Genomic DNA, 18,781 nt, shown 5'->3' on the forward strand with positions numbered 1-18,781 from the left:
GGACGGGTGAAACGGATGGTGCCGCCGCGCTGCCGGTGCCGGGGGTGATCGGGGCTGCCGCTCTCCAACGGGCTACCCGGATTCCCGCCCGTTCACATAGACGCGAGGAACACGCGTTCCGATGCGCGTGACGATTTCGTACGCGATCGTGCCACAGGCCTGCGCCCAGTCCTCGGCGGTGGGCTCGCCCCGGTCGCCCGGCCCGAACAGCACCGCCTCGGTGCCCACCGGGGGCTCGTCGCCGCCCAGGTCCACCACGAACTGGTCCATGGCGACCCGTCCGGCGACCGTCCGCCACTTGCCGTCGACCAGCACCGGGCCGGTGCCCGAGGCGTGCCGCGGGATGCCGTCCGCGTAGCCGACCGGCACCAGGCCGAGGGTGGTCGCGCCCGGGGTGACGTAGTGATGGCCGTAGCTGACGCCGTGTCCGGCGGGGACGTGCTTGACGTGGGCCAGCGCCGCGCTGAGCGTCATCACCGGGCGCAGTCCGAAGTCCGCCGGGGTGCCGACCTCCGGGCTCGGCGAGATGCCGTACACGGCGACGCCGGTGCGGACCAGGTCGAAGTGGGTCTCGGGCAGCGTGAGCGTGGCCGGGGAGTTGGCGATGTGCCGCACCTCGGGCCGCACGCCCTGCCCCTCGGCGTACGCCACCATCTCCCGGAACCGGTCGAGCTGGGCGGCGATGGACGGATGCCCCGGCTCGTCGGCGCAGGCGAAGTGCGACCACAGTCCGGTGACCCGGACCAGCCCCTCGGCCTCGGCGCGCAGGGCCGCGCCGACCAGTTCGGCCCAGTCCGCGCCGGGCTGGCAGCCGTTGCGGCCGAGTCCGGTGTCGGCCTTGAGCTGCACGCGCGCGGTCCGTCCGGCCTCCCGGGCGGCGGCGGTGACCTCGCGCAGGGCCCACATGGCGCTCAGCGACACGTCGATGTCGGCCTCGATCGCCTGCCGCCAGGGGCCGCCGGGCACCCACAGCCAGCACAGGACCGGTCCCGGCAGCCCGGCCGCGCGCAGCGCGAGGGCCTCCTCGGCCGTGGCCGTGCCGAGCCAGGACGCGCCCGCCTCCAGGGCGGCCCGGGCGCACGGCACCGCCCCGTGGCCGTACGCGTCGGACTTGACGACGGCCATCACGGCGGCGCCCCGCGCCCGGGCGCGCAGGGCTCGCACATTGGCGCGCAGGGCGCCCAGATCGATCTCGGCACGGGCGCGCAGGGCGGCGGTCGGCACAGCTGCAGTCTCAGTCATCGCGCCCCCAGTCTCTCAGAGGCCGCCGACAGCCCCCCGGCGCCGCCCCCGCGCGCCCCGGCCCCCGCCCCCGGCCCCCGCACCGGGGCCGCGTCCGGATCGGGGCCGGCCGGCGCGTGACCTCTGGGGCGCCGCGTCGTTGTAAGGACGCGTTCCCTTCGCGTCACGGGCCCCAGGAGCCATGACAGCTCCTGGGGCCCGTGACGTGTCCGGGGCGAGGAGCTCGCGCCGCGGCACCGCACGCCGGCGGGTGCGGACACACCAGGTCGCCGGCCGCACGAGGGTGCGACCGGCGACCCGAGAGGGCACCGTGCGGTGGCCGGGACGGTCAGAGGGCCTGGTTGTTGCAGCCCATGTCCGAACCGAGGTGGCTCTGCTGGGCGCCCGGGTTGCCCTCGCCGTTCAGCAGGTTGCCCGCCAGGCCGGTGAGGGCGCCGACGCTGCCGAGCACCTCGATGTTCATGTCGTGCGAACGGCACTCGGTGGCCTGCGTGATGTCGAGGTCGCTGCCCGACTCGTCGTAGGCGAAGGCGGTGGTCCCGCTGAGGGAGCCGACACTGCCGAGCAGGGCGCCCACGAGGACTACCTTCTGGAACGTGCGCATGGGGGTTCTCCGTTGGTCGAGCGGATGGGATCCGCGGCAGATCGAGTGGGGGTTGCGGAGGAGTACGGGACGGCGTCAGCCGAGTCGGGGAAGTCCCAGCTGGCCGAGGGGCGGTGCCGCGATCTGCCCGAGGCCGACCGGGGCCAGCTCGGGAACGCCCGGCGCCCCGAGCATCGGGTTGATGAGCGGGTTCACCTGGGGGTTCACCTGCGGGTTGACCTGCGGCGTGACCCGCATCGGCGGCTCAGGGCCGAAGGCCTGGGGGACGGCCACCTGCGGGGCGACCTGCGGCATGACCTGAGGCATGACCTGCGGCACGACCTGGGGCTGCTGCTGCGGCGGCGGGGCGTACTGCGGCTGCGGAGCGTACTGGGGCTGCGGGGCGTACTGCGGCTGCGGCTGCGCGTACTGCGGCTGGTACTGGGGCTGCGGGGGGTACTGCGGCTGCGGCTGGCCGTACTGGGGCTGCGGCTGCGCGTACTGCGGCTGCGGGGCGTACTGCGGCCCGCTGTCGGCCTGTGCCGTCCCGTGCGACGTGGCCGCGGCCGAAGCCGAGGAGTATCCCGGCTGCTGCGGCGCGGGCGCGGCGTACTGGGGCGGGTAATCGGGAGCCGACGCCGGAGGGGCGCTGCCTTGTGCGACGGGATAAACGGCGGCATGGCTGGCGCCGGCGGTGATGCCGGTCAGACCGCCGGCCGCTGCCACAACGAGCGCGGCCTTGTGAAGCTTGCGCATGAAACCCTCGGCCCTTCGATACCTGATCATGGAAATCCACTGCAATCGGCGCGGGTCACGCATGCAGCCGGTGCGACATTCGCACCGCACCGTCAACAGCGGTCGTCTTGAGTAGCACGCGGACTTCGCAGCGGAGCCAGCAGCGAATTCCCTCGCCCCTCTTCAGGTCCACGGTCGCTGCCCTCTCTCCGTGGAACGAGGATTCCTCGGGGTGGTCACGGCGGCCGGAGTTCCGTCACCCATTTGCCACTGACCAAACAGATATGCGCGGACCCCCGCCGCCCTTGCGGCAAATGGGTGACCACGGCCCGGCACCCGTATCTGGGTCAGCGTCGATCTCGTTCCCCACGGGGCAAGAACGATGGTCCGCCGCAAGCCGCGCAAGGCAGCGAGAACGGTCTCAACTCCCGCTGCGCCATCAGCATTTCACCAGGTTCCGTGCACAGGTCAATGAAGGGCCGAGGATTCCATGCGCAAGCTTCAGCAAGTCGCGCTCGTCGTCGCAGCAGCCGGCGGTCTGACCGCCGTCGGCGCCGGCCCGAGTTCCGCGGCCACCCCGGCCTATGGCTACGCGCCGCCGCCCGTCTCGCAGCCCGACGCCGAGGCCGCGGCGGCCACTTCCAGCCAGGCGAGCGTGCAGACCTACGGCTCACCCGCCCCGCAGGCGGCTCCGCAGCGGGGCACCGAGGTCGCCCCGCAGCTCAACCCCCAGCTGAACCCGCAGATCAACCCGCAGATCTCGCCCCAGGCCCCGCAGCCGGCCCCGGGCGGCCCGGTGACCCAGTCCAACCTCTTCCGCCCGTCCCAGGAGTGCAGCCCGCAGAACCTGCTCGCCGCGAACGTCCCGGTCGCCCTGCTCGCCGCGTCCGAGACCAGGGGCGTCGACTGCGGCCAGGCCAACAGCCAGTCGAACTCCCTCGCGCAAGCACGCGCTCACTGACGAAGCGTCAAACTCGGTCTACCGACGGGCCTTTCGATATCGACATCGAAAGGCCCGTCGGCCGCGATACGGCTTTCGGGTGCTTCTGTGAAGCGATCAAGAGATCGGCGCGTCGCTGCCCGTTTTGGGGTATTTCCTATTAATCTCCCGTAACTGTAAAAGGTCGATCTGCCACGGATCGCCCGACTTACTCCACCGGAGATGACATGCACAAGCTTCGCAACGTAGCCGTCCTGGTCGCCGCGCTCGGCACCATCGGACTCGTGGGCGGCACGGCCCACGCCGACCAGGGCCGGGGCGGCGGCCACGGCGACAAGTTCGACATCAAGCAGAGCTCCAACTGCAAGTCGCACGACCTGAACCTGGACGTCCTCGGCGAGGTCGGCCTGCTCAACGGCCTGCTGGGCAACGCGCTCAACGGCGAGGGCAACCCGGGCGCCCAGGCGACCGACATCGGCTCGACCATGGGCTGCAACAACTCCGCCTTCTAAGGCGCTGGTCGGCGCTGAGCCGCCGGACGACACATGGTCCCGGCACCGGGCCCCAGGCAAGGTGCCGGGACCATTCGTATGCACCAGCAGGCCTCCGCGGCGGAATGAACCGCTCGCGTCCGATGTGCCGCTGGATTTCGTACCGCTATCGCGTACCAGGCTTTCTCGACGCACATCTGCCGGTCTTTCACAGATCGCAGCCACCTCACCCCACCGGAGAAGACATGCAGAAGATCCGCACCGCCGCCGTCATCCTCGCCGCATTCGGGAGCGTGGGACTCCTGGGCGCCGGCACCGCTCACGCCAGCTACGGCATGGGCGGCGGCAAGGGCAAGGGCGACGAATTCGCCATCACGCAGAGCTCCACCTGCAAGTCCCACGACCTGAACCTCGACGTCCTCGGCGAGGTCGGCATCCTCAACGGCCTGGGCGGCAACCTGCTGAACGGCGAGGGCAACGCGGGAGCGCAGCAGACGTCCCTCGGCTCGTCCATGGGCTGCAGCAACAGCTTCGGCGGCTGACCCGACGGAACATCTGCCCGGTGCCCCGGCCCACGGCCGGGGCACCGGGCTTTTCCGTCACCGGAAAAGCGAAATGCCGGGCCGGGAAGAGATCCCGGCCCGGCATTCGCCGATGGCACTCAGAATTCGAAGTGCGGCTTCTTGAAGCCCTTGGGCAGCTTGGCCGAGTTGGAGCAGTCCACGACCGGCCCGACCCGGGACGCGCCCCCTTCGCCCAGCAGCTGGTTCTCCCCCGGCAGCACCCCGCGCGGCCGGTCGACCGTCGAGCAGTCCTGCTCCTGCCTGAGGACATGCTTGCCGTCCTTGTCCGTGCGGGTCTCGGTCTTGCGGATGCAGACGGTGTCTCCCTGCGCGGTGACGGTGCAGTCGCCCGGGCGTCCGGCCGCGCTCGCGTCCTGGGCGCCGACACAGATCGCGGCGAGACTTCCGACGAGCCCCGTCACGGTGGCGATCTTCCGGTAAGTGAGCATGTGCTGCGTTCCTTTACAACGGAGGCCCGGGTGCACCTGTCATGTGACGGGTGCGCGCCCGGGCCCGAGAAGGTGAAACAGGTCGTTCTGCGCCGGAGGCGGCGTGGGCCGCGCCCGGCAGCGGGAGTGCCGCAGCCCGGACGCGCACCCTGATGAACTGCCGCGCGTCCGGGCTGCCTTCGCCAAGAGGCTCACTCGGCAGACCTCCGAGAAAGGCCGATGAGCTCGTGGCGACACCGAGAGGATGATCCCTCGGTACGTCCTTACTCGCCCTCGCCGTACTGGTGCTCGCCGTAACCCTGCTCGGGCTCGCCGTTCCTCTGCTCCTCCGGCTGGCCCTGCGGCTGGCCCTCCGGCGGAGCGTAGTAAGCGCCGCCGACAGCCACGGCGTTGGCCGACGAGTTGGCCTCGGCGACGACCGCGGGCGGAGCGTCGTTCTCGCCGGCGAAACCGATCCCGGCACCGAAGGCGGAGATGCCCGCCACCGCCGCCGCCACCACTGCAACACGCTGGAACATACGCATGGTTCGACCCTTTCGTATCCGGACAGAAAGTCCGGCTTGACTACGCAATGTGAGCATATACACACAATGCGTAGCGATTTAGGATCTACACTCCCCATGTCGCGTCATCCCTGCCGCCGTGCCGGCGCGGTGAGGCGGCCGCCGGGGGTGCGAGCCGGGGGCTACGGCTGCCCGCCGGTCGCCTCCGGCACGACAGCGCTCTCCGGGGCCACGCCCACGGTCTCCGGGTTGCAGGTGATCTCGGGCCCGAACCGGGTCTGTCCGCCGCCCAGGGCGGCGGGGAGCGTCAGGCGCTCCACCGGCTTGCAGGTCTCCTGGTGGACGAGGGCGGCGTCGTCGGGGAACTCGCCCTTGATCCGCTGGGTGCAGCTGATGCCGCCCAGGAGGTCGCGCGCACAGCTCCCCGGGCCTGCCGCGGCCTGCGCCTGGGTGATGCCGGTGCAGATCACGGCGAGGCCGCCGACGAGCGCCGAGACGACCGCGATCTTCTTGCTGCTGAACATGTGATGCGCCTTCCTTGGGAGGAGCGCCCGGGCGTCCCGGGCTCCGGCTTGGACAGTCGGACAACCGGCCGAACAGCGAAGACCCTCCGGGTGCTGGCTCCGAAGGGTCCCGCGCCGGGCGTCGCGCACGAGGGGGCCGCCGGACTCAGCCGCCGGTGAAGGCGTTGTTGTACTGGCCGCAGGTGGTGTCCAGGGTGCCGGCGATACCGAGCACGCCGACCGGGATGTCGCTCTCGGCCACCGTCTGCGGACTGCACTCCTGGACGGGGCGGTAGAGGTCGGACACGTGCGGCCCGCCGTCGGCGGTGGCGGTGCCGGCGCCGACGGCGGCCAGGCCACTGGCCGCCACTGCTGCGAGCACGACCTGCTGAAGCTTGCGCATGGAACCCTCGGATCTGTGCTTGTACATCGAGACTGATTGCCTACCGTGACGGAGCAGACACTATCAGTAGCGGAGAGGCGCTTTCCACAACGGCGCCGGGCGGACGCCGATTGACGGGACGGGTGCGCCAACGCCGTTGAAAAGATGCTGAGTTGTGTCAGGTGTACGCCAATTCCGCGACGCGCAGGCGGTCACCGCCGGCGGGCACGGAGAGGATCAGGTCGCGCAGCCCCTCGGCGTACTGCCGCACGGCCTTGTAGGCGACGTCGGTGTCCGGGTAGCGGCAGGCGAACCACAGCCCCTCGTGCAGCCTGCTGACCCAGGCGCACACCTGGTCGCCGTACGAGACCCGGAGCAGGCCGTACGTCTTGCTCTCGGTCCAGCGGGCCGAGCCGGGAGTCGGGCGGGCGTCGACGTACGAGATGATCGAGTACATGTCGGGCGAGGTGGGGCGGAAGTCCGCGCCGAGCAGGCGCAGTACGCGCGCGAGCGGGATCCGCGCCAGCGCCCGGTTGGCCCGCAGCTCGGCACGGACCGTGTCGAGCGCGCCCTCGAAGTCCCGTGCCGCGGGTACCTCGATCGGTGCGCCGCCGACGTACCAGCCGACGGAGTCCGACCAGGCGGACTTCAGCCGGGTGTGGAACGGCACGACCGTGCGGTAGACCGGCTCCCCGCCCATCTCGTGGACGATCAGGCTGGTCGCGGCCAGGATGCCCACCAGGCTGCCGCCGTAGGGCCGGCAGTACGCCTCGAACGCGGCGGCCGCCTCCGCGTCGACGAGCGGCTCGCACACCAGCTTCTGGGCGGGCAGCACACCGCCGGGCCGCAGGCCGAGGTCGACCGGGAACTCCGGCAGCCGCCCGTCGCACCGGCCGATGAACTCCCGCCAGCGCGCGACGATCGTGTGGGTGTCGTCGATCCCGTCCGCGTTCGCCCGCTCCAGCTCGCAGAAGTCGACGTAACTCCCCACGGGCGCACCGGCGGCGGGCCGTCCGGTGCCGCCTCCGGTGTACAGCTCCTGGATCTCGTCCGGGATGCGCTGGAGGGAGTAGGCGTCGACGTTGGTGTGGTCGAAGGCCATGTACACGCTGGTGGAGTCGTCGCGGACGACCGCCGTGTAGATGAGGTTCGGCCAGCCCAGCGCGTCCGCGGCGACGTCGAACCGGTCCTGCAGATACCGGACCAGGGCGTCCGCGTCGGTGAAGTCGCCGATCACCTCGCGGTGCAGCGACACATCGCTCTCGTCGAGCGTGAACCGGTGCATGTCCTCGCCCGACCACCTGAAGCCGCTGCGCAGCGTCTCGTGCCGCAGCGTCCAGTCGCGCAACGCCCGTTCCAGGGCGTCGAGATCGGCCGGGCCCGGCAGGTCGAACGCGGCGCCGATCCAGGTCGGCACGAACAGTCCGTCCTCGCGCACCGACCGCGCCGTCCTGATGTGCGACTCCTGGATGTACGCCGGCGGGCGCGGATCCGGCGGCCGCACCGCCGCGGCCGCGATGGTCGCCTCGCTGTACCGCCACTCGACGAGCCGTCCGGGCCGGGCCTCACAGCGCTGAATGTCGGAAATTCGCACAGTGGCGCCTCCTTCGCAGAAGACACCAGCTTGTTGGAGGGGAGGCCGTGTGCGTGCGATGGCCCCTGTGTCGTCGGCTTTTCAGTGGGACGTGTGACACCTCGAACGGCGAAGCGATTCTCCAACGGCGCTCGACCGAACGGCCGTTCACCAGGAGGCGCCCCCGCCCTCATACATACCGATAGATACCGCTCAAATCCTCCAGTGCGGCCGGTGTGACGTCCCACGGCGGCAGCCTCTCGTGCCGGGCAACGATCCGGCCGTGCTGGGCGTCGCCCCTGCCGGGGGGCTCGGCGGGCAGGTAGCGGTGGCCGGGGTGCCGCAGCTGCCAGCGGGTCCACTGCAGGTCGACGAAGGCGTGCACGAGCCAGAAGGCGGGGTCGTTGACGGAGGCGCCGCCGACCATCACCCCGCCGACCCACTGGTGCACCCGGTTGTGGTTGCGCCAGGCGGAGCGGCCGGGCCCGGTCCCCCACCCCTCCAGCTTGTTGCGGAATCCCCGGGTGACCGTCGAGTCCCAGGGCGGCGAGTCGTAGACCGGGTCGGCCAGCGCCGACTCCAGGTCGCGTGCGGTCGACAGGCGGACGGGGTGGCGGGCGCGGCCGAGGTCACGGGTGAGGTAGGGCACCTCGGTGACCCCGTCGGTGATCTTCCAGCGGCCCTCCCGGTAGGCGAACGGTCCGTTCATCACCTGCCGGTCCGAGCGCCGTCCGTTGCCGCCGAGGAGGTCGTCGGTCCACGGCAGGGCGTCGATCGCGCGGTCCCGGGTCCAGTCCCAGTACGGCACCGTCACCGAGCCGTCCACCCGGCGCAGCGCCCGTTCCAGCTCCAGCAGGAACTTGCGGTGCCAGGGCAGGAAGGAGGGTGCCATATGGGCGGAGCGCAGCTGGTGTTCGCCGTCGGGGGCGTAGTGCGCGATGTGCGTGCGCACGAACTCGTCGTACTCGCCGCGGCGTTTGACCTCCAGCAGGGCGTCGACGAACCGCCGCCGCTCGCCGCGCTTGAGGGCGCGGACGTTCTTACGCGTGTACGCCATGCTCACCCCCCGCGTTCCCCGGCCCCCCGGCCGGGACTCTGCCGAAGCTTGGACGCATCGCTCACTCCTCGTCCGGTGGGACTGGCCGAAGCGGTAACCGCCCCGGGATCCTCCGGGTCACCGCGGTGCGGCCGGACCGGTGACGCGGCCCGCCTCCGGGACCGCTCACCCCCGCCCGGACACCGCCGCGCTCACCCCCGTACGTCCCGCCACGCCTCCGGGATCCGGGACGCGATGTCGTGGGCGCCCGCCGGCGCCCCCTCGGCCGCGAACCGGCCCGCGAGGCCGTGCAGATAGGCGGCCGCGCTCCCCGCGTCCACCGCCGCGAGCCCCGCCGCCAGCAGGGACCCGGCGAGCCCGGACAGCACGTCGCCGCTCCCCGCGGTGGCCAGCCACGGCGTGCCCGTGGAGTTCACCCGTACGGCCCCGCCGCCGGCATCGGCGATCAGCGTCGTCGAGCCCTTCAGCAGCACCGTCGCCCGGTACACCGCCGCCAGCTCCCGCACCGCGGCGAGCCGGGCCCCCTCGACCTCCTCGCGGTCCACGCCCAGCAGCGCGGCGGCCTCTCCCGCGTGCGGGGTCAGCAGCGTGGGCGCCGTGCGCCGCCGCACCGCGTCCCGGCCGGCCAGCCGCAGCCCGTCCGCGTCGAGCAGCACGGGCACCTCCCGCTCCAGCACCTCGGCGACGGTCGCCGCGTCGTCCCCGGCCCCCGGTCCGACCACCCAGGACTGCACCCGGCCGGCCTTCGCGGGCCCGGCGTCGGAGACGAGCGTCTCGGGGAAGCGCGCGATGACCGCGTCCCCGGCCGGACCGACGTACCGGACGGCCCCGGCCCCGCCGCGCAGCGCCCCGGACACCGCCAGCACGGCCGCACCCGGGTACCGCGCCGACCCCGCGGCGATCCCGACGACGCCCCGGCGGTACTTGTCGCTCTCCGCCGCCGGCACCGGCAGCAGGCGGGCCACGTCGGCGTGTTGCAGGGACTCCAGCTCGGCGTCCGCGGCCGGCGGCGCCAGCCCGATGTCGACGAGCCGTACGACCCCGGCGTACTCCCGCGCGGGATCCACCAGCAGCCCGGGCTTGTAGGTGCCGAAGGTGACGGTCAGGTCGGCGGCGAGCGCGGCGCCCCGCACCTCCCCGGTGTCCGCGTCGACGCCGCTGGGCAGGTCCACGGCCACGACGGCGGCCCGGGACCGCGCCACCACCGCGGCGAGCCGCTCGGCGTCCGGCCGCAGCCCGCCCTTGCCGCCGATCCCGACGATGCCGTCCATGACCAGATCGGCCCGCGCGATCAGCTCCTCGGCGTGACCGGCCAAGACGATCGCGCCGCCCGCCCGCCGGAGCGCGGCAAGGCCCTGGGCGTGGGCCCGTTCGGGGTTCAGCAGGACGGCCGACACCCCGGCGCCGCGCCGGGCCAGCCGGGCCCCCGCGTACAGGGCGTCACCGCCGTTGTCCCCGCTGCCGACGAGCAGGACCACCCGGCTGCCGTACACCCGCCCGAGCAGGTCGGCGCAGGCGGCGGCCAGCCCGGCGACGGCCCGCTGCATCAGCGCGCCCTCCGGCAGTTCCGCCATCAGCGCCCGCTCGGCCGCCCTTACCGTCTCCACGCTGTACGCAGTACGCATGCCACCGAGTCTGCCCCGGAACGCGCACCGGGCACACCCGGACCGCCGCGCCCGTCAGCCCTCGGCGACCACCACGGCCGAGGCCACGCCCGCGTCATGGCTCAGCGACACGTGCCAGGCCCGCACGCCCAGCTCGGCGGCGCGCGCGGCCACCGTCCCCTTCACCCGCAGCCGCGGCTGCCCGCTGTCCTCCACGTACACCTCGGCATCGGTCCACGACAGCCCGGGCGGTGCCCCCAGCGCCTTCGCCAGTGCCTCCTTGGCGGCGAACCGGGCCGCGAGCGAGGCGATTCCGCGCCGCTCCCCGCTGGCCAGCAGCAGCTCCCGCTCCACGAACAACCGGTCGGCGAGTCCCGGCGTCCGCTCAAGGGACGCCCGGAACCGGTCGATCTCGGCGACGTCGATGCCCACCCCGATGATGCTCATGCCCAGCACCCTACGACCCGGGCGAGCGGCGACCCGCCATTGAGCCGGGCGGTCCGCCCTCTACGCTTCCGGCATGACCTCGTCACACGGCTATCTCTCCGACCTCTTCTCGCTGGACGATCGCGTCGCCCTGGTGACCGGAGGAAGCTCCGGTATCGGGCGGGCCGTCGCGGGAGCGCTGGCCCGGGCCGGCGCGCGCGTGGTGATCACGGCCCGCAGGCCGGCGGAACTGGCCGACACCGTGGCGGAACTGACGGCCGACGGCTGCCGCGCGGCCTGGGTCGCCGGCGACCTGGGGACGCGCGAGGGCGTGCGCGCCGCGGCCGAGGAGGCCGCCGCGGTGTTCGGGGAGCCGGACATCCTCGTGAACTGCGCCGGGGTCAACCTCCGGCCGCCGATGGACGAGCTGGGCGAGGACGTCTGGGACGCCACCATGGCGCTGAACCTGGAGGCGCCCTTCCTGCTGGGGCAGCGGTTCGGGCCCGGCATGGCGGAGCGGGGCTTCGGCCGGATCATCCACATCACGTCCCAGCAGGCGCACCGGGCGTTCGTGCAGAGCGGCGCGTACGGCGTCTCCAAGGGCGCGCTGGAGTCGCTGGCCCGCTCGCAGGCCGAGGCCTGGTCGCCGTACGGCGTCACCTGCAACACCCTCGTGCCGGGCTTCGTGATGACCCCGCTCAACGCGCGGCTGTCGTCCGACCCGGAGAAGGTGGCGGCGCTGGCCGCGCGCACGTTGACGGGCCGCAACGGTCTCGCCGAGGACTTCGCGGGCGCGGCCGTCTTCCTGGCCGGCCGCGCCTCCGCCTATGTCACCGGCCAGTCGCTCTTCGTCGACGGCGGCTTCTCCGTGCACTGAGCGGGCCCGCGCCGCCCTACTCCACCGTGACCGACTTCGCCAGGTTCCGCGGCTGGTCCACCTCGTTGCCGCGGGCGGTGGCCAGCTCGCAGGCGAAGACCTGGAGCGGGACGGTGGCCACCAGCGGCTGGAGCAGGACGGGGGTGGCCGGGATACGGACGAGGTGGTCGGCGTAGGGGACGACCTCCTCGTCGCCCTCCTCGGCGATCACGATCGTGCGCGCGCCCCGCGCCCGGATCTCCTGGATGTTGGAGACGATCTTGTCGTGCAGGACGGACCGGCCGCGCGGCGACGGCACGACCACCACCACGGGCAGGTCGTCCTCGATCAGCGCGATCGGGCCGTGCTTCAGCTCGCCCGCGGCGAAGCCCTCGGCGTGCATGTACGCCAGTTCCTTCAGCTTCAGCGCGCCTTCGAGGGCCACCGGGTAGCCCACGTGCCGGCCGAGGAACAGCACCGTCTTCTTCGCCGCCAGCGTCCGCGCCAGCGCCCGCACCGGCTCCATGGTCTCCAGGACCCGCTCGACCGCCTCCGAGATCCGGGACAGGTCCTTGATCACCGCCTGGATCTCGTCGCCCCACTTGGTGCCGCGCACCTGGCCCAGGTACAGGGCGACCAGGTAGCAGGCGACCAGCTGTGTGAGGAACGCCTTGGTGGAGGCGACGGCGACCTCGGGGCCCGCGTGCGTGTACAGCACCGCGTCCGACTCCCGGGGGATCGTCGAGCCGTTGGTGTTGCAGATCGCCAGCACCTTGGAGCCCTGCTCACGGGCGTGCCTGAGCGCCATCAGGGTGTCCATGGTCTCGCCGGACTGGGAGATGGCGATCACCAGCGAGCGGCCGTCCAGGATCGGGTCCCGGTAGCGGAACTCGCTCGCCAGCTCCACCTCGCACGGGATCCGGGTCCAGTGCTCGATGGCGTACTTGGCGATCAGGCCCGCGTGGAAGGCCGTACCGCAGGCGACGATGACGACCTTGTCGATCTCGCGCAGCTCGGAGGGGCTGATCCGCACCTCGTCCAGGGTGAGCGAGCCGGACGGGTCGATGCGCCCGAGCAGCGTGTCGGCGACCGCCTTGGGCTGCTCGGCGATCTCCTTGAGCATGAAGTAGTCGTAGCCGCCCTTCTCGGCCGCCGAGGCGTCCCAGTCCACGTGGAACGAACGGACCTCGGCCGGGCGGCCGTCGAAGCCGGTCACCGTGACGCCGTCCCGGCGCAGCTCGACCACCTGGTCCTGGCCCAGCTCGATCGCCGAGCGCGTGTGGGCGATGAAAGCGGCGACGTCGGAGGCCAGGAACGCCTCGCCCTCCCCGACGCCGACCACCAGCGGCGAGTTCCGGCGGGCGCCGACCACCATGTCCGGCTCGTCGGCGTGCACGGCGACCAGCGTGAACGCGCCCTCGAGGCGGCGGCACACCAGCCGCATGGACTCGGCCAGGTCCGCGCAGGAGGAGTACGCCTCGGCCAGCAGGTGGGCGACCACCTCCGTGTCCGTCTCGGAGCCCAGTTCATGTCCCCGCTCGGCCAGTTCCGCGCGCAGCACGGCGAAGTTCTCGATGATGCCGTTGTGGACGACGGCGACCCGGCCCGCGTTGTCCAGGTGCGGATGGGCGTTGGCGTCCGTGGGGCCGCCGTGCGTGGCCCAGCGGGTGTGCCCGATGCCGGTCGAGCCCGCCGGCAGCGGCCGTTCGAGCAGCGCCTTCTCCAGGTTGACCAGCTTCCCGGCCTTCTTCGCCGCCGCCAGCCCGCCGTCCGCGAGCACGGCGACGCCCGCCGAGTCGTACCCCCGGTACTCCAGTCGCTTCAGTCCGGCCATCACGACATCGAGCGCCGACTGCGACCCCACGTATCCCACGATTCCGCACATGTGGCGCAGCCTACGGGCCGGGAGCCGCCGGAAACGGGCGCCGCGTGCCCGGAATCGGAAATCACCCCCGGCTCACCGGGCCCCGGGAGCCGCCGCTTCGCCCGTCCGTATCGGCAGAGCCCTCAGACTACTTCCCCCGCATGCCGGCCGTCCGGAGGCGCCGGCACAGCCCGGCGCCGGGACGGAAGTCGGCGACAGGCGGGGTGAGTACGCCCGCGACCGCGGTCCGCGCCGCCACGTGACGCACCCCACCCCGCCGTCCCGTTCAAACTCCGTTAACAATGGACTGTGATCTCACCGGTCTCCTCGATGCCCCGGAGCGCCCACCGGCACAGGCCGGAGGCGACTCCCTACGTCGACCTCACCCGCGCCGAGTGGAGCGCGCTGCGCGACAAGACTCCGCTGCCGCTCACCGCCGAGGAGGTGGAGAAGCTCCGCGGCCTCGGCGATGTCATCGACCTCGACGAGGTGCGGGACATCTACCTCCCGCTCTCCCGGCTCCTCAACCTCTACGTCGGCGCCACGGACGGACTCAGAGGGGCGCTGAACACGTTCCTCGGGGAGAAGGGCTCCCAGTCCGGCACCCCGTTCGTGATAGGCGTCGCCGGCTCCGTGGCCGTGGGCAAGTCCACCGTGGCCCGCCTGCTGCAGGCCCTGCTCTCGCGCTGGCCCGAGCACCCGCGCGTGGAACTGGTCACCACCGACGGCTTCCTGCTGCCCACCCGGGAGCTGGAGGCCCGCGGCCTGATGTCGCGCAAGGGATTCCCCGAGTCCTACGACCGCCGGGCCCTGACCCGTTTCGTCGCCGACATCAAGGCCGGCAAGGGCGAGGTGACGGCCCCCGTCTACTCCCACCTCATCTACGACATCGTCCCCGACCAGCGGCTCACCGTCCGCCGCCCCGACATCCTGATCGTCGAGGGCCTGAACGTCCTCCAGCCCGCCCTGCCCGGCAAGGACGGCCGCACCCGGGTCGGTCTCGCCGACTACTTCGACTTCAGCGTGTACGTCGACGCGAGCGGCGAGGACATCGAGCGCTGGTACCTCAACCGCTTCAAGAAGCTGCGCCAGACCGCCTTCCAGAAGACCGACTCGTACTTCCGCAAGTACACCCAGGTCTCCGAGGAGGAGGCGCTCGACTACGCCCGCACCCTCTGGCGGACCATCAACAAGCCCAATCTGGTGGAGAACATCGCCCCCACCCGGGGCCGCGCCACCCTCATCCTGCGCAAGGGCCCGGACCACAAGGTCCAGCGGCTGAGGCTGCGCAAGCTGTGACGTGTGCGGGGGCGCCTGTTAAAAAGGCGTCATGCTCCATCTGCGCCTGATCACTCCCGCCGAGAAGACGGACGAGGCGGTGCGGCTGATCGAGAGAACGGTCGGCACCGCCCATCTCGTCGTCCTGCCGACGGCCGCCCGCAACCCCGTGGGGGACGTCGTCATGTGCGACGTGGCGCGCGAGGCGGGGGACGAACTCATCGCCGGACTGCGCCGGTTGGGGCTCGACGAGACCGGCTCGATCGCCGTGGAGGACATCGACCTCTCACTGTCCCGGCGGGCCGACAAGGCCGAGGCGGAGGCGCCCGGCGAGGGCGCGGACGCGGTGCTCTGGGAGGGCCTGACCGAGGCGACCCACGAGGAGTCGACCCTCTCGATCACCTACGTCGCCTTCATCACGCTGGCCACGATGATCGCGGCCTGCGGTGTGGTCCTCGACAACGCGGTCCTGATCGTCGGCGCGATGGCGGTGGGCCCGGAGTTCGGCCCGCTGGCCGGGTTCAGCACGGCCCTGGTGCGGCGCCGCCCCCGGCTCGCGCTGCGCTCCATGATCGCGCTGATCGTGGGCTTCGCGGTGGCGATGGCGGTGACGGTCGGCTTCACCGTGTTCATGGACGCCATCGATCTCTTCCACCGGGCGGATCTGGAGGGCAAGCGTCCCAACACGGCGTTCGTCTACGCCCCCGACGCGTTCTCGTTCATCGTGGCGGTCCTGGCCGGCATCGCCGGCACCCTGTCCCTGACCTCCGCCAAGTCGGGCGCCCTGGTGGGCGTGGCCATCTCCGTCACCACGGTCCCGGCCGCCGCCAACGCGGCCGTGGCCCTGGCCTACGGCGACACGGGACAGACGGCCGGCTCGACGTACCAGCTCCTGCTGAACCTGCTGGGCATCGTGCTGGCGGGCACCTGCACCCTGCTGGCCCAGAAGTGGCTCTGGGCCAGGCAGCGGGAACGCCGGGACGCGCGCTAGCCCAGCGCCGACTTCACCGCGTCGGCCAGCAGCCCGGCCACCGACCGCGCCTGCTCGATGTCGGCCGCCTCGACCATCACCCGCACCAGCGGCTCGGTACCGGAGGGCCGCAGCAGCACCCGGCCCGTCTCACCGAGCTCCCGCTCGGCCTCGGCGACCGCGGCGGCGAGATCCGCCGACGTCTTCACCCGCGACCTGTCCACGTCCGGGACATTGATGAGGACCTGCGGCAGCCGCTCCATGACCGAGGCCAGGTCCCGCAGGCTGCGGCCGGTCTCCGCGACCCGCGCCGCCAGCAGCAGGCCGGTCAGCGTGCCGTCGCCGGTGGTGGCGTGGTCGAGGATGATGACATGCCCGGACTGCTCGCCGCCGAGGGCGTAGCCGTGCTGCTTCATCTCCTCCAGGACGTACCGGTCTCCGACGCCGGTCTGCACCAGCCGGATGCCCGCGCGCTCCATCGCGAGCTTGAAGCCCAGGTTGGACATCACGGTGGCGACGACCGTGTCGGACCGCAGCTCGGAGCGCTCCCGCATCGCCAGCGCGAGCACGGAGAGGATCTGGTCGCCGTCGACCTCGTCGCCGGTGTGGTCCACGGCGAGGCAGCGGTCGGCGTCACCGTCGTGCGCGATGCCGAAGTCCGCGCCGTGCGCGAGGACGGCGGCCTTGAGCTGATCCAAGTGGGTCGAGCCGCAGCCGTCGTTGATGTTGAGGCCGTCCGGCTCGGCGCCGATCGTGACGATCTGGGCGCCCGCCCGGCTGAACACCTCCGGCGAGACCCCCGAGGCCGCGCCGTGTGCTTCGTCCAGGACGATCTTCAGACCGTCGAGCCGGTTGGGGAGCACCGACAGCAGGTGGGCGACGTACTGCTCGAAGCCCTCGTCGTACGACCGCACCCGGCCGACCCCGGCGCCCGTCGGGCGCACCCAGGGCTCGCCGTGCCGGTGGGACTCGTAGACCGACTCGATCCGGTCCTCCAGCTCGTCGGCGAGCTTGTGGCCGCCGCGGGCGAAGAACTTGATGCCGTTGTCCGGCATGGCGTTGTGGCTGGCGGAGAGCATCACACCGAGATCGGCGCCGAGCGCGCCGGTCAGATGCGCCACGGCGGGCGTCGGCAGCACGCCGACACGCAGGACGTCCACACCCGCGCTGGCCAGCCCGGCCACGACCGCGGCCTCCAGGAACTCCCCGGACGCACGCGGGTCCCGGCCGACCACCGCCGTCGGCCTGTGGCCCTCGAAGGTGCCCGCCTCGGCCAGCACGTGCGCCGCGGCCACGGAGAGGGCGAGCGCCATCTCGGCCGTCAGATCCGCGTTGGCTACACCGCGCACGCCGTCCGTACCGAAGAGTCGTCCCACTTGTCCTCCTGAGGAAGCGTCCTTGCTGCCTTGCATGGTGGCAGACGCCTGGTCATCCGATCACACCAGCCTTTGAGCGTCTTGTGTCGTTATACGCCCTTGGCCGGGATAAACGAACGCCCCGGTGGCACATGTGGCGTGCCGCCGGGGCGTTCGGAGTACGAGCAGGCAGCTGCTGTTTAGCGCTTGCTGTACTGCGGGGCCTTACGGGCCTTCTTCAGACCGGCCTTCTTGCGCTCGACCGCACGGTCGTCGCGCTTGAGGAAGCCGGCCTTCTTCAGCGGGCCGCGGTTGTTGTCGACGTCGGCCTCGTTCAGCGCGCGGGCGACACCGAGACGGAGCGCACCGGCCTGGCCGGAGACACCGCCACCGGCGATGCGGGCGATGACGTCGTAACGGCCCTCGAGCTCCAGGACCTTGAACGGCTCGTTGACTTCCTGCTGGTGCACCTTGTTCGGGAAGTAGTCCTCGAGGGTGCGACCGTTGATCTTCCACTTGCCGGTGCCCGGGACGATCCGGACACGGGCGATGGCGTTCTTGCGGCGGCCCAGGCCGGCGGCCGGCTGGGGCTCGCCGAAGCGGGAAGCCATCGACTCCGAGGTGTACTCGCCCTCGACGGGGACCTCGGACTCGGTGGTGTAGCTCTCGATGTCGATCTCTTCGATCGGCTGCTCGGCAGTGGTCTCGGCCACGGTTCTCCTCAGATTCTCTTCAGTCTTAGGGGGTGGCCGGACTTACTGCGCGACCTGGGTGATCTCGAAAGGCACCGGCTGCTGGGCAGCGTGCGGGTGCTGGTCACCCTTGTAGACCTTCAGCTTCGAGAGCATCTGACGGCCCAGGGAGTTCTTGGGGAGCATGCCCTTGACGGCCTTCTCGACGGCCTTCTCGGGGTTCTTGTCGAGCAGCTCGTCGTAACGGACCGAGCGCAGACCACCCGGGTAGCCGGAGTGGCGGTACGCCATCTTCTGGGTCCGCTTGTTGCCGGACAGGTGCACCTTGTCGGCGTTGATGATGATGACGAAGTCACCAGCGTCGACGTGCGGCGCGTAGATCGGCTTGTGCTTGCCGCGGAGAAGGGTCGCTGCGGTGGTGGCGAGACGGCCCAGGACAACGTCCTGGGCGTCGATGACGTGCCACTGGCGCGTCACATCGCCGGGCTTGGGGCTGTACGTACGCACGGTTCGTAGCCTTCGCTTCGAGTGAATGGTCCTGAACAGGTCACCGAAACGATCACGACAGCCTAGACCGCACCGCGGTGACGCAAACCGCGTGCTGATCGCTGGTCATCGGCCCGGTGGACCGGTGTAAGGGCCCGTCCCGTGAGAATGAGCAAGCCAATACACAACGAAGAAGCAGATTACCTGGCAGCCCCGGGACGGGTCAAAA

21 protein-coding genes are annotated in these 18,781 nt (G+C 71.7%); 6 read left to right on the top strand and 15 right to left on the bottom strand.

Translation table 11 applies throughout. The features are described 5' to 3' along the window. Positions 1-72: 72 nt before the first annotated feature. From alr to ACF073_RS03295, 3 genes are all read right to left on the bottom strand, one after another. Positions 73-1,242 (bottom strand): alanine racemase, encoded by a 1,170-nt coding sequence (alr, locus tag ACF073_RS03285; protein ID WP_392066410.1) that lies wholly within the window; start codon positions 1,240-1,242, stop codon positions 73-75. A 328-nt stretch (positions 1,243-1,570) separates the two neighbouring features. Next, positions 1,571-1,846 (bottom strand): hypothetical protein, encoded by a 276-nt coding sequence (locus ACF073_RS03290; RefSeq protein ID WP_392066411.1) that lies wholly within the window; start codon positions 1,844-1,846, stop codon positions 1,571-1,573. Positions 1,847-1,921: 75 nt separating this feature from the next. Then, positions 1,922-2,581: a hypothetical protein gene (locus tag ACF073_RS03295; RefSeq protein ID WP_392066413.1), complete on the bottom strand. Its 660-nt coding sequence runs from the start codon at positions 2,579-2,581 to the stop codon at positions 1,922-1,924. Positions 2,582-3,050: 469 nt separating this feature from the next. Here ACF073_RS03295 and ACF073_RS03300 point away from each other — a divergent pair, with 469 nt between their 5' ends. The 3 genes from ACF073_RS03300 to ACF073_RS03310 all read left to right on the top strand — a co-directional run bounded on the left by ACF073_RS03300 (position 3,051) and on the right by ACF073_RS03310 (position 4,533). Next, the gene (locus tag ACF073_RS03300; RefSeq protein ID WP_392066415.1) at positions 3,051-3,521 is read left to right on the top strand and encodes a hypothetical protein; all 471 of its coding nucleotides are present in this window, start codon (positions 3,051-3,053) and stop codon (positions 3,519-3,521) included. Positions 3,522-3,727: 206 nt separating this feature from the next. After that, positions 3,728-4,012: a hypothetical protein gene (locus ACF073_RS03305; RefSeq protein WP_392066417.1), complete on the top strand. Its 285-nt coding sequence runs from the start codon at positions 3,728-3,730 to the stop codon at positions 4,010-4,012. Positions 4,013-4,236: 224 nt separating this feature from the next. Then, complete coding sequence (locus ACF073_RS03310) at positions 4,237-4,533, top strand: hypothetical protein (RefSeq protein ID WP_392066418.1); 297 nt, start codon at positions 4,237-4,239, stop codon at positions 4,531-4,533. 119 nt (positions 4,534-4,652) lie between these two features. On the opposite strand, the gene ACF073_RS03315 is transcribed toward ACF073_RS03310, so the two are convergent. The 8 genes from ACF073_RS03315 to ACF073_RS03350 all read right to left on the bottom strand — a co-directional run bounded on the left by ACF073_RS03315 (position 4,653) and on the right by ACF073_RS03350 (position 11,072). Continuing rightward, positions 4,653-5,003, bottom strand: coding sequence for a hypothetical protein (locus tag ACF073_RS03315; protein WP_392066419.1), 351 nt, complete (start codon positions 5,001-5,003; stop codon positions 4,653-4,655). A 263-nt stretch (positions 5,004-5,266) separates the two neighbouring features. Further along, positions 5,267-5,527, bottom strand: coding sequence for a hypothetical protein (locus tag ACF073_RS03320; protein WP_392066421.1), 261 nt, complete (start codon positions 5,525-5,527; stop codon positions 5,267-5,269). Between the two features lie 161 nt (positions 5,528-5,688). Then, entirely contained in the window at positions 5,689-6,030 is a 342-nt protein-coding gene (locus tag ACF073_RS03325) for a hypothetical protein (RefSeq protein ID WP_392066423.1), read from the bottom strand. 145 nt (positions 6,031-6,175) lie between these two features. Continuing rightward, the gene (locus ACF073_RS03330; RefSeq protein WP_392066425.1) at positions 6,176-6,412 is read right to left on the bottom strand and encodes a hypothetical protein; all 237 of its coding nucleotides are present in this window, start codon (positions 6,410-6,412) and stop codon (positions 6,176-6,178) included. A gap of 157 nt (positions 6,413-6,569) precedes the next feature. After that, complete coding sequence (locus ACF073_RS03335) at positions 6,570-7,985, bottom strand: condensation domain-containing protein (RefSeq protein ID WP_392066427.1); 1,416 nt, start codon at positions 7,983-7,985, stop codon at positions 6,570-6,572. 169 nt (positions 7,986-8,154) lie between these two features. Then, the gene (locus tag ACF073_RS03340; protein WP_392066429.1) at positions 8,155-9,021 is read right to left on the bottom strand and encodes a tyrosinase family protein; all 867 of its coding nucleotides are present in this window, start codon (positions 9,019-9,021) and stop codon (positions 8,155-8,157) included. Positions 9,022-9,212: 191 nt separating this feature from the next. After that, a complete protein-coding gene (locus tag ACF073_RS03345; protein ID WP_392066431.1) occupies positions 9,213-10,646 on the bottom strand; it encodes an NAD(P)H-hydrate dehydratase in 1,434 nt (477 codons plus the stop codon). A gap of 54 nt (positions 10,647-10,700) precedes the next feature. Then, positions 10,701-11,072 carry a holo-ACP synthase gene (locus ACF073_RS03350; protein WP_392066433.1) on the bottom strand — a complete coding sequence of 124 codons (372 nt, stop codon included), beginning with the start codon at positions 11,070-11,072 and terminating at the stop codon, positions 10,701-10,703. 73 nt (positions 11,073-11,145) lie between these two features. On the opposite strand from ACF073_RS03350, the gene ACF073_RS03355 reads away from it, so the two are divergent. Beyond that, a complete protein-coding gene (locus tag ACF073_RS03355; protein WP_392066435.1) occupies positions 11,146-11,928 on the top strand; it encodes an SDR family NAD(P)-dependent oxidoreductase in 783 nt (260 codons plus the stop codon). Between the two features lie 16 nt (positions 11,929-11,944). On the opposite strand, the gene glmS is transcribed toward ACF073_RS03355, so the two are convergent. Continuing rightward, positions 11,945-13,792: a glutamine--fructose-6-phosphate transaminase (isomerizing) gene (gene glmS / locus ACF073_RS03360; protein ID WP_392066437.1), complete on the bottom strand. Its 1,848-nt coding sequence runs from the start codon at positions 13,790-13,792 to the stop codon at positions 11,945-11,947. A 309-nt stretch (positions 13,793-14,101) separates the two neighbouring features. On the opposite strand from glmS, the gene coaA reads away from it, so the two are divergent. Together coaA and ACF073_RS03370 are read left to right on the top strand one after the other, a co-directional pair. Then, a complete protein-coding gene (gene coaA, locus ACF073_RS03365; RefSeq protein ID WP_392066871.1) occupies positions 14,102-15,070 on the top strand; it encodes a type I pantothenate kinase in 969 nt (322 codons plus the stop codon). Between the two features lie 31 nt (positions 15,071-15,101). Further along, the gene (locus ACF073_RS03370) at positions 15,102-16,040 is read left to right on the top strand and encodes a DUF389 domain-containing protein (RefSeq protein ID WP_392066439.1); all 939 of its coding nucleotides are present in this window, start codon (positions 15,102-15,104) and stop codon (positions 16,038-16,040) included. Here ACF073_RS03370 and glmM read toward each other — a convergent pair. The 3 genes from glmM to rplM form a co-directional block, all read right to left on the bottom strand. Beyond that, entirely contained in the window at positions 16,037-17,395 is a 1,359-nt protein-coding gene (gene glmM / locus ACF073_RS03375; RefSeq protein WP_392066441.1) for a phosphoglucosamine mutase, read from the bottom strand. The genes ACF073_RS03370 and glmM overlap by 4 nt on opposite strands. Before the next feature lie 179 nt (positions 17,396-17,574). Next, positions 17,575-18,087 carry a 30S ribosomal protein S9 gene (gene rpsI / locus ACF073_RS03380; RefSeq protein ID WP_161162943.1) on the bottom strand — a complete coding sequence of 171 codons (513 nt, stop codon included), beginning with the start codon at positions 18,085-18,087 and terminating at the stop codon, positions 17,575-17,577. Between the two features lie 42 nt (positions 18,088-18,129). Further along, positions 18,130-18,573, bottom strand: coding sequence for a 50S ribosomal protein L13 (gene rplM, locus ACF073_RS03385; RefSeq protein WP_067055815.1), 444 nt, complete (start codon positions 18,571-18,573; stop codon positions 18,130-18,132). Positions 18,574-18,781 lie beyond the last annotated feature (208 nt).

The organism is Streptomyces sp. NPDC015171 (assembly GCF_043079545.1).
In the GTDB taxonomy this organism is placed as follows: domain Bacteria; phylum Actinomycetota; class Actinomycetes; order Streptomycetales; family Streptomycetaceae; genus Streptomyces.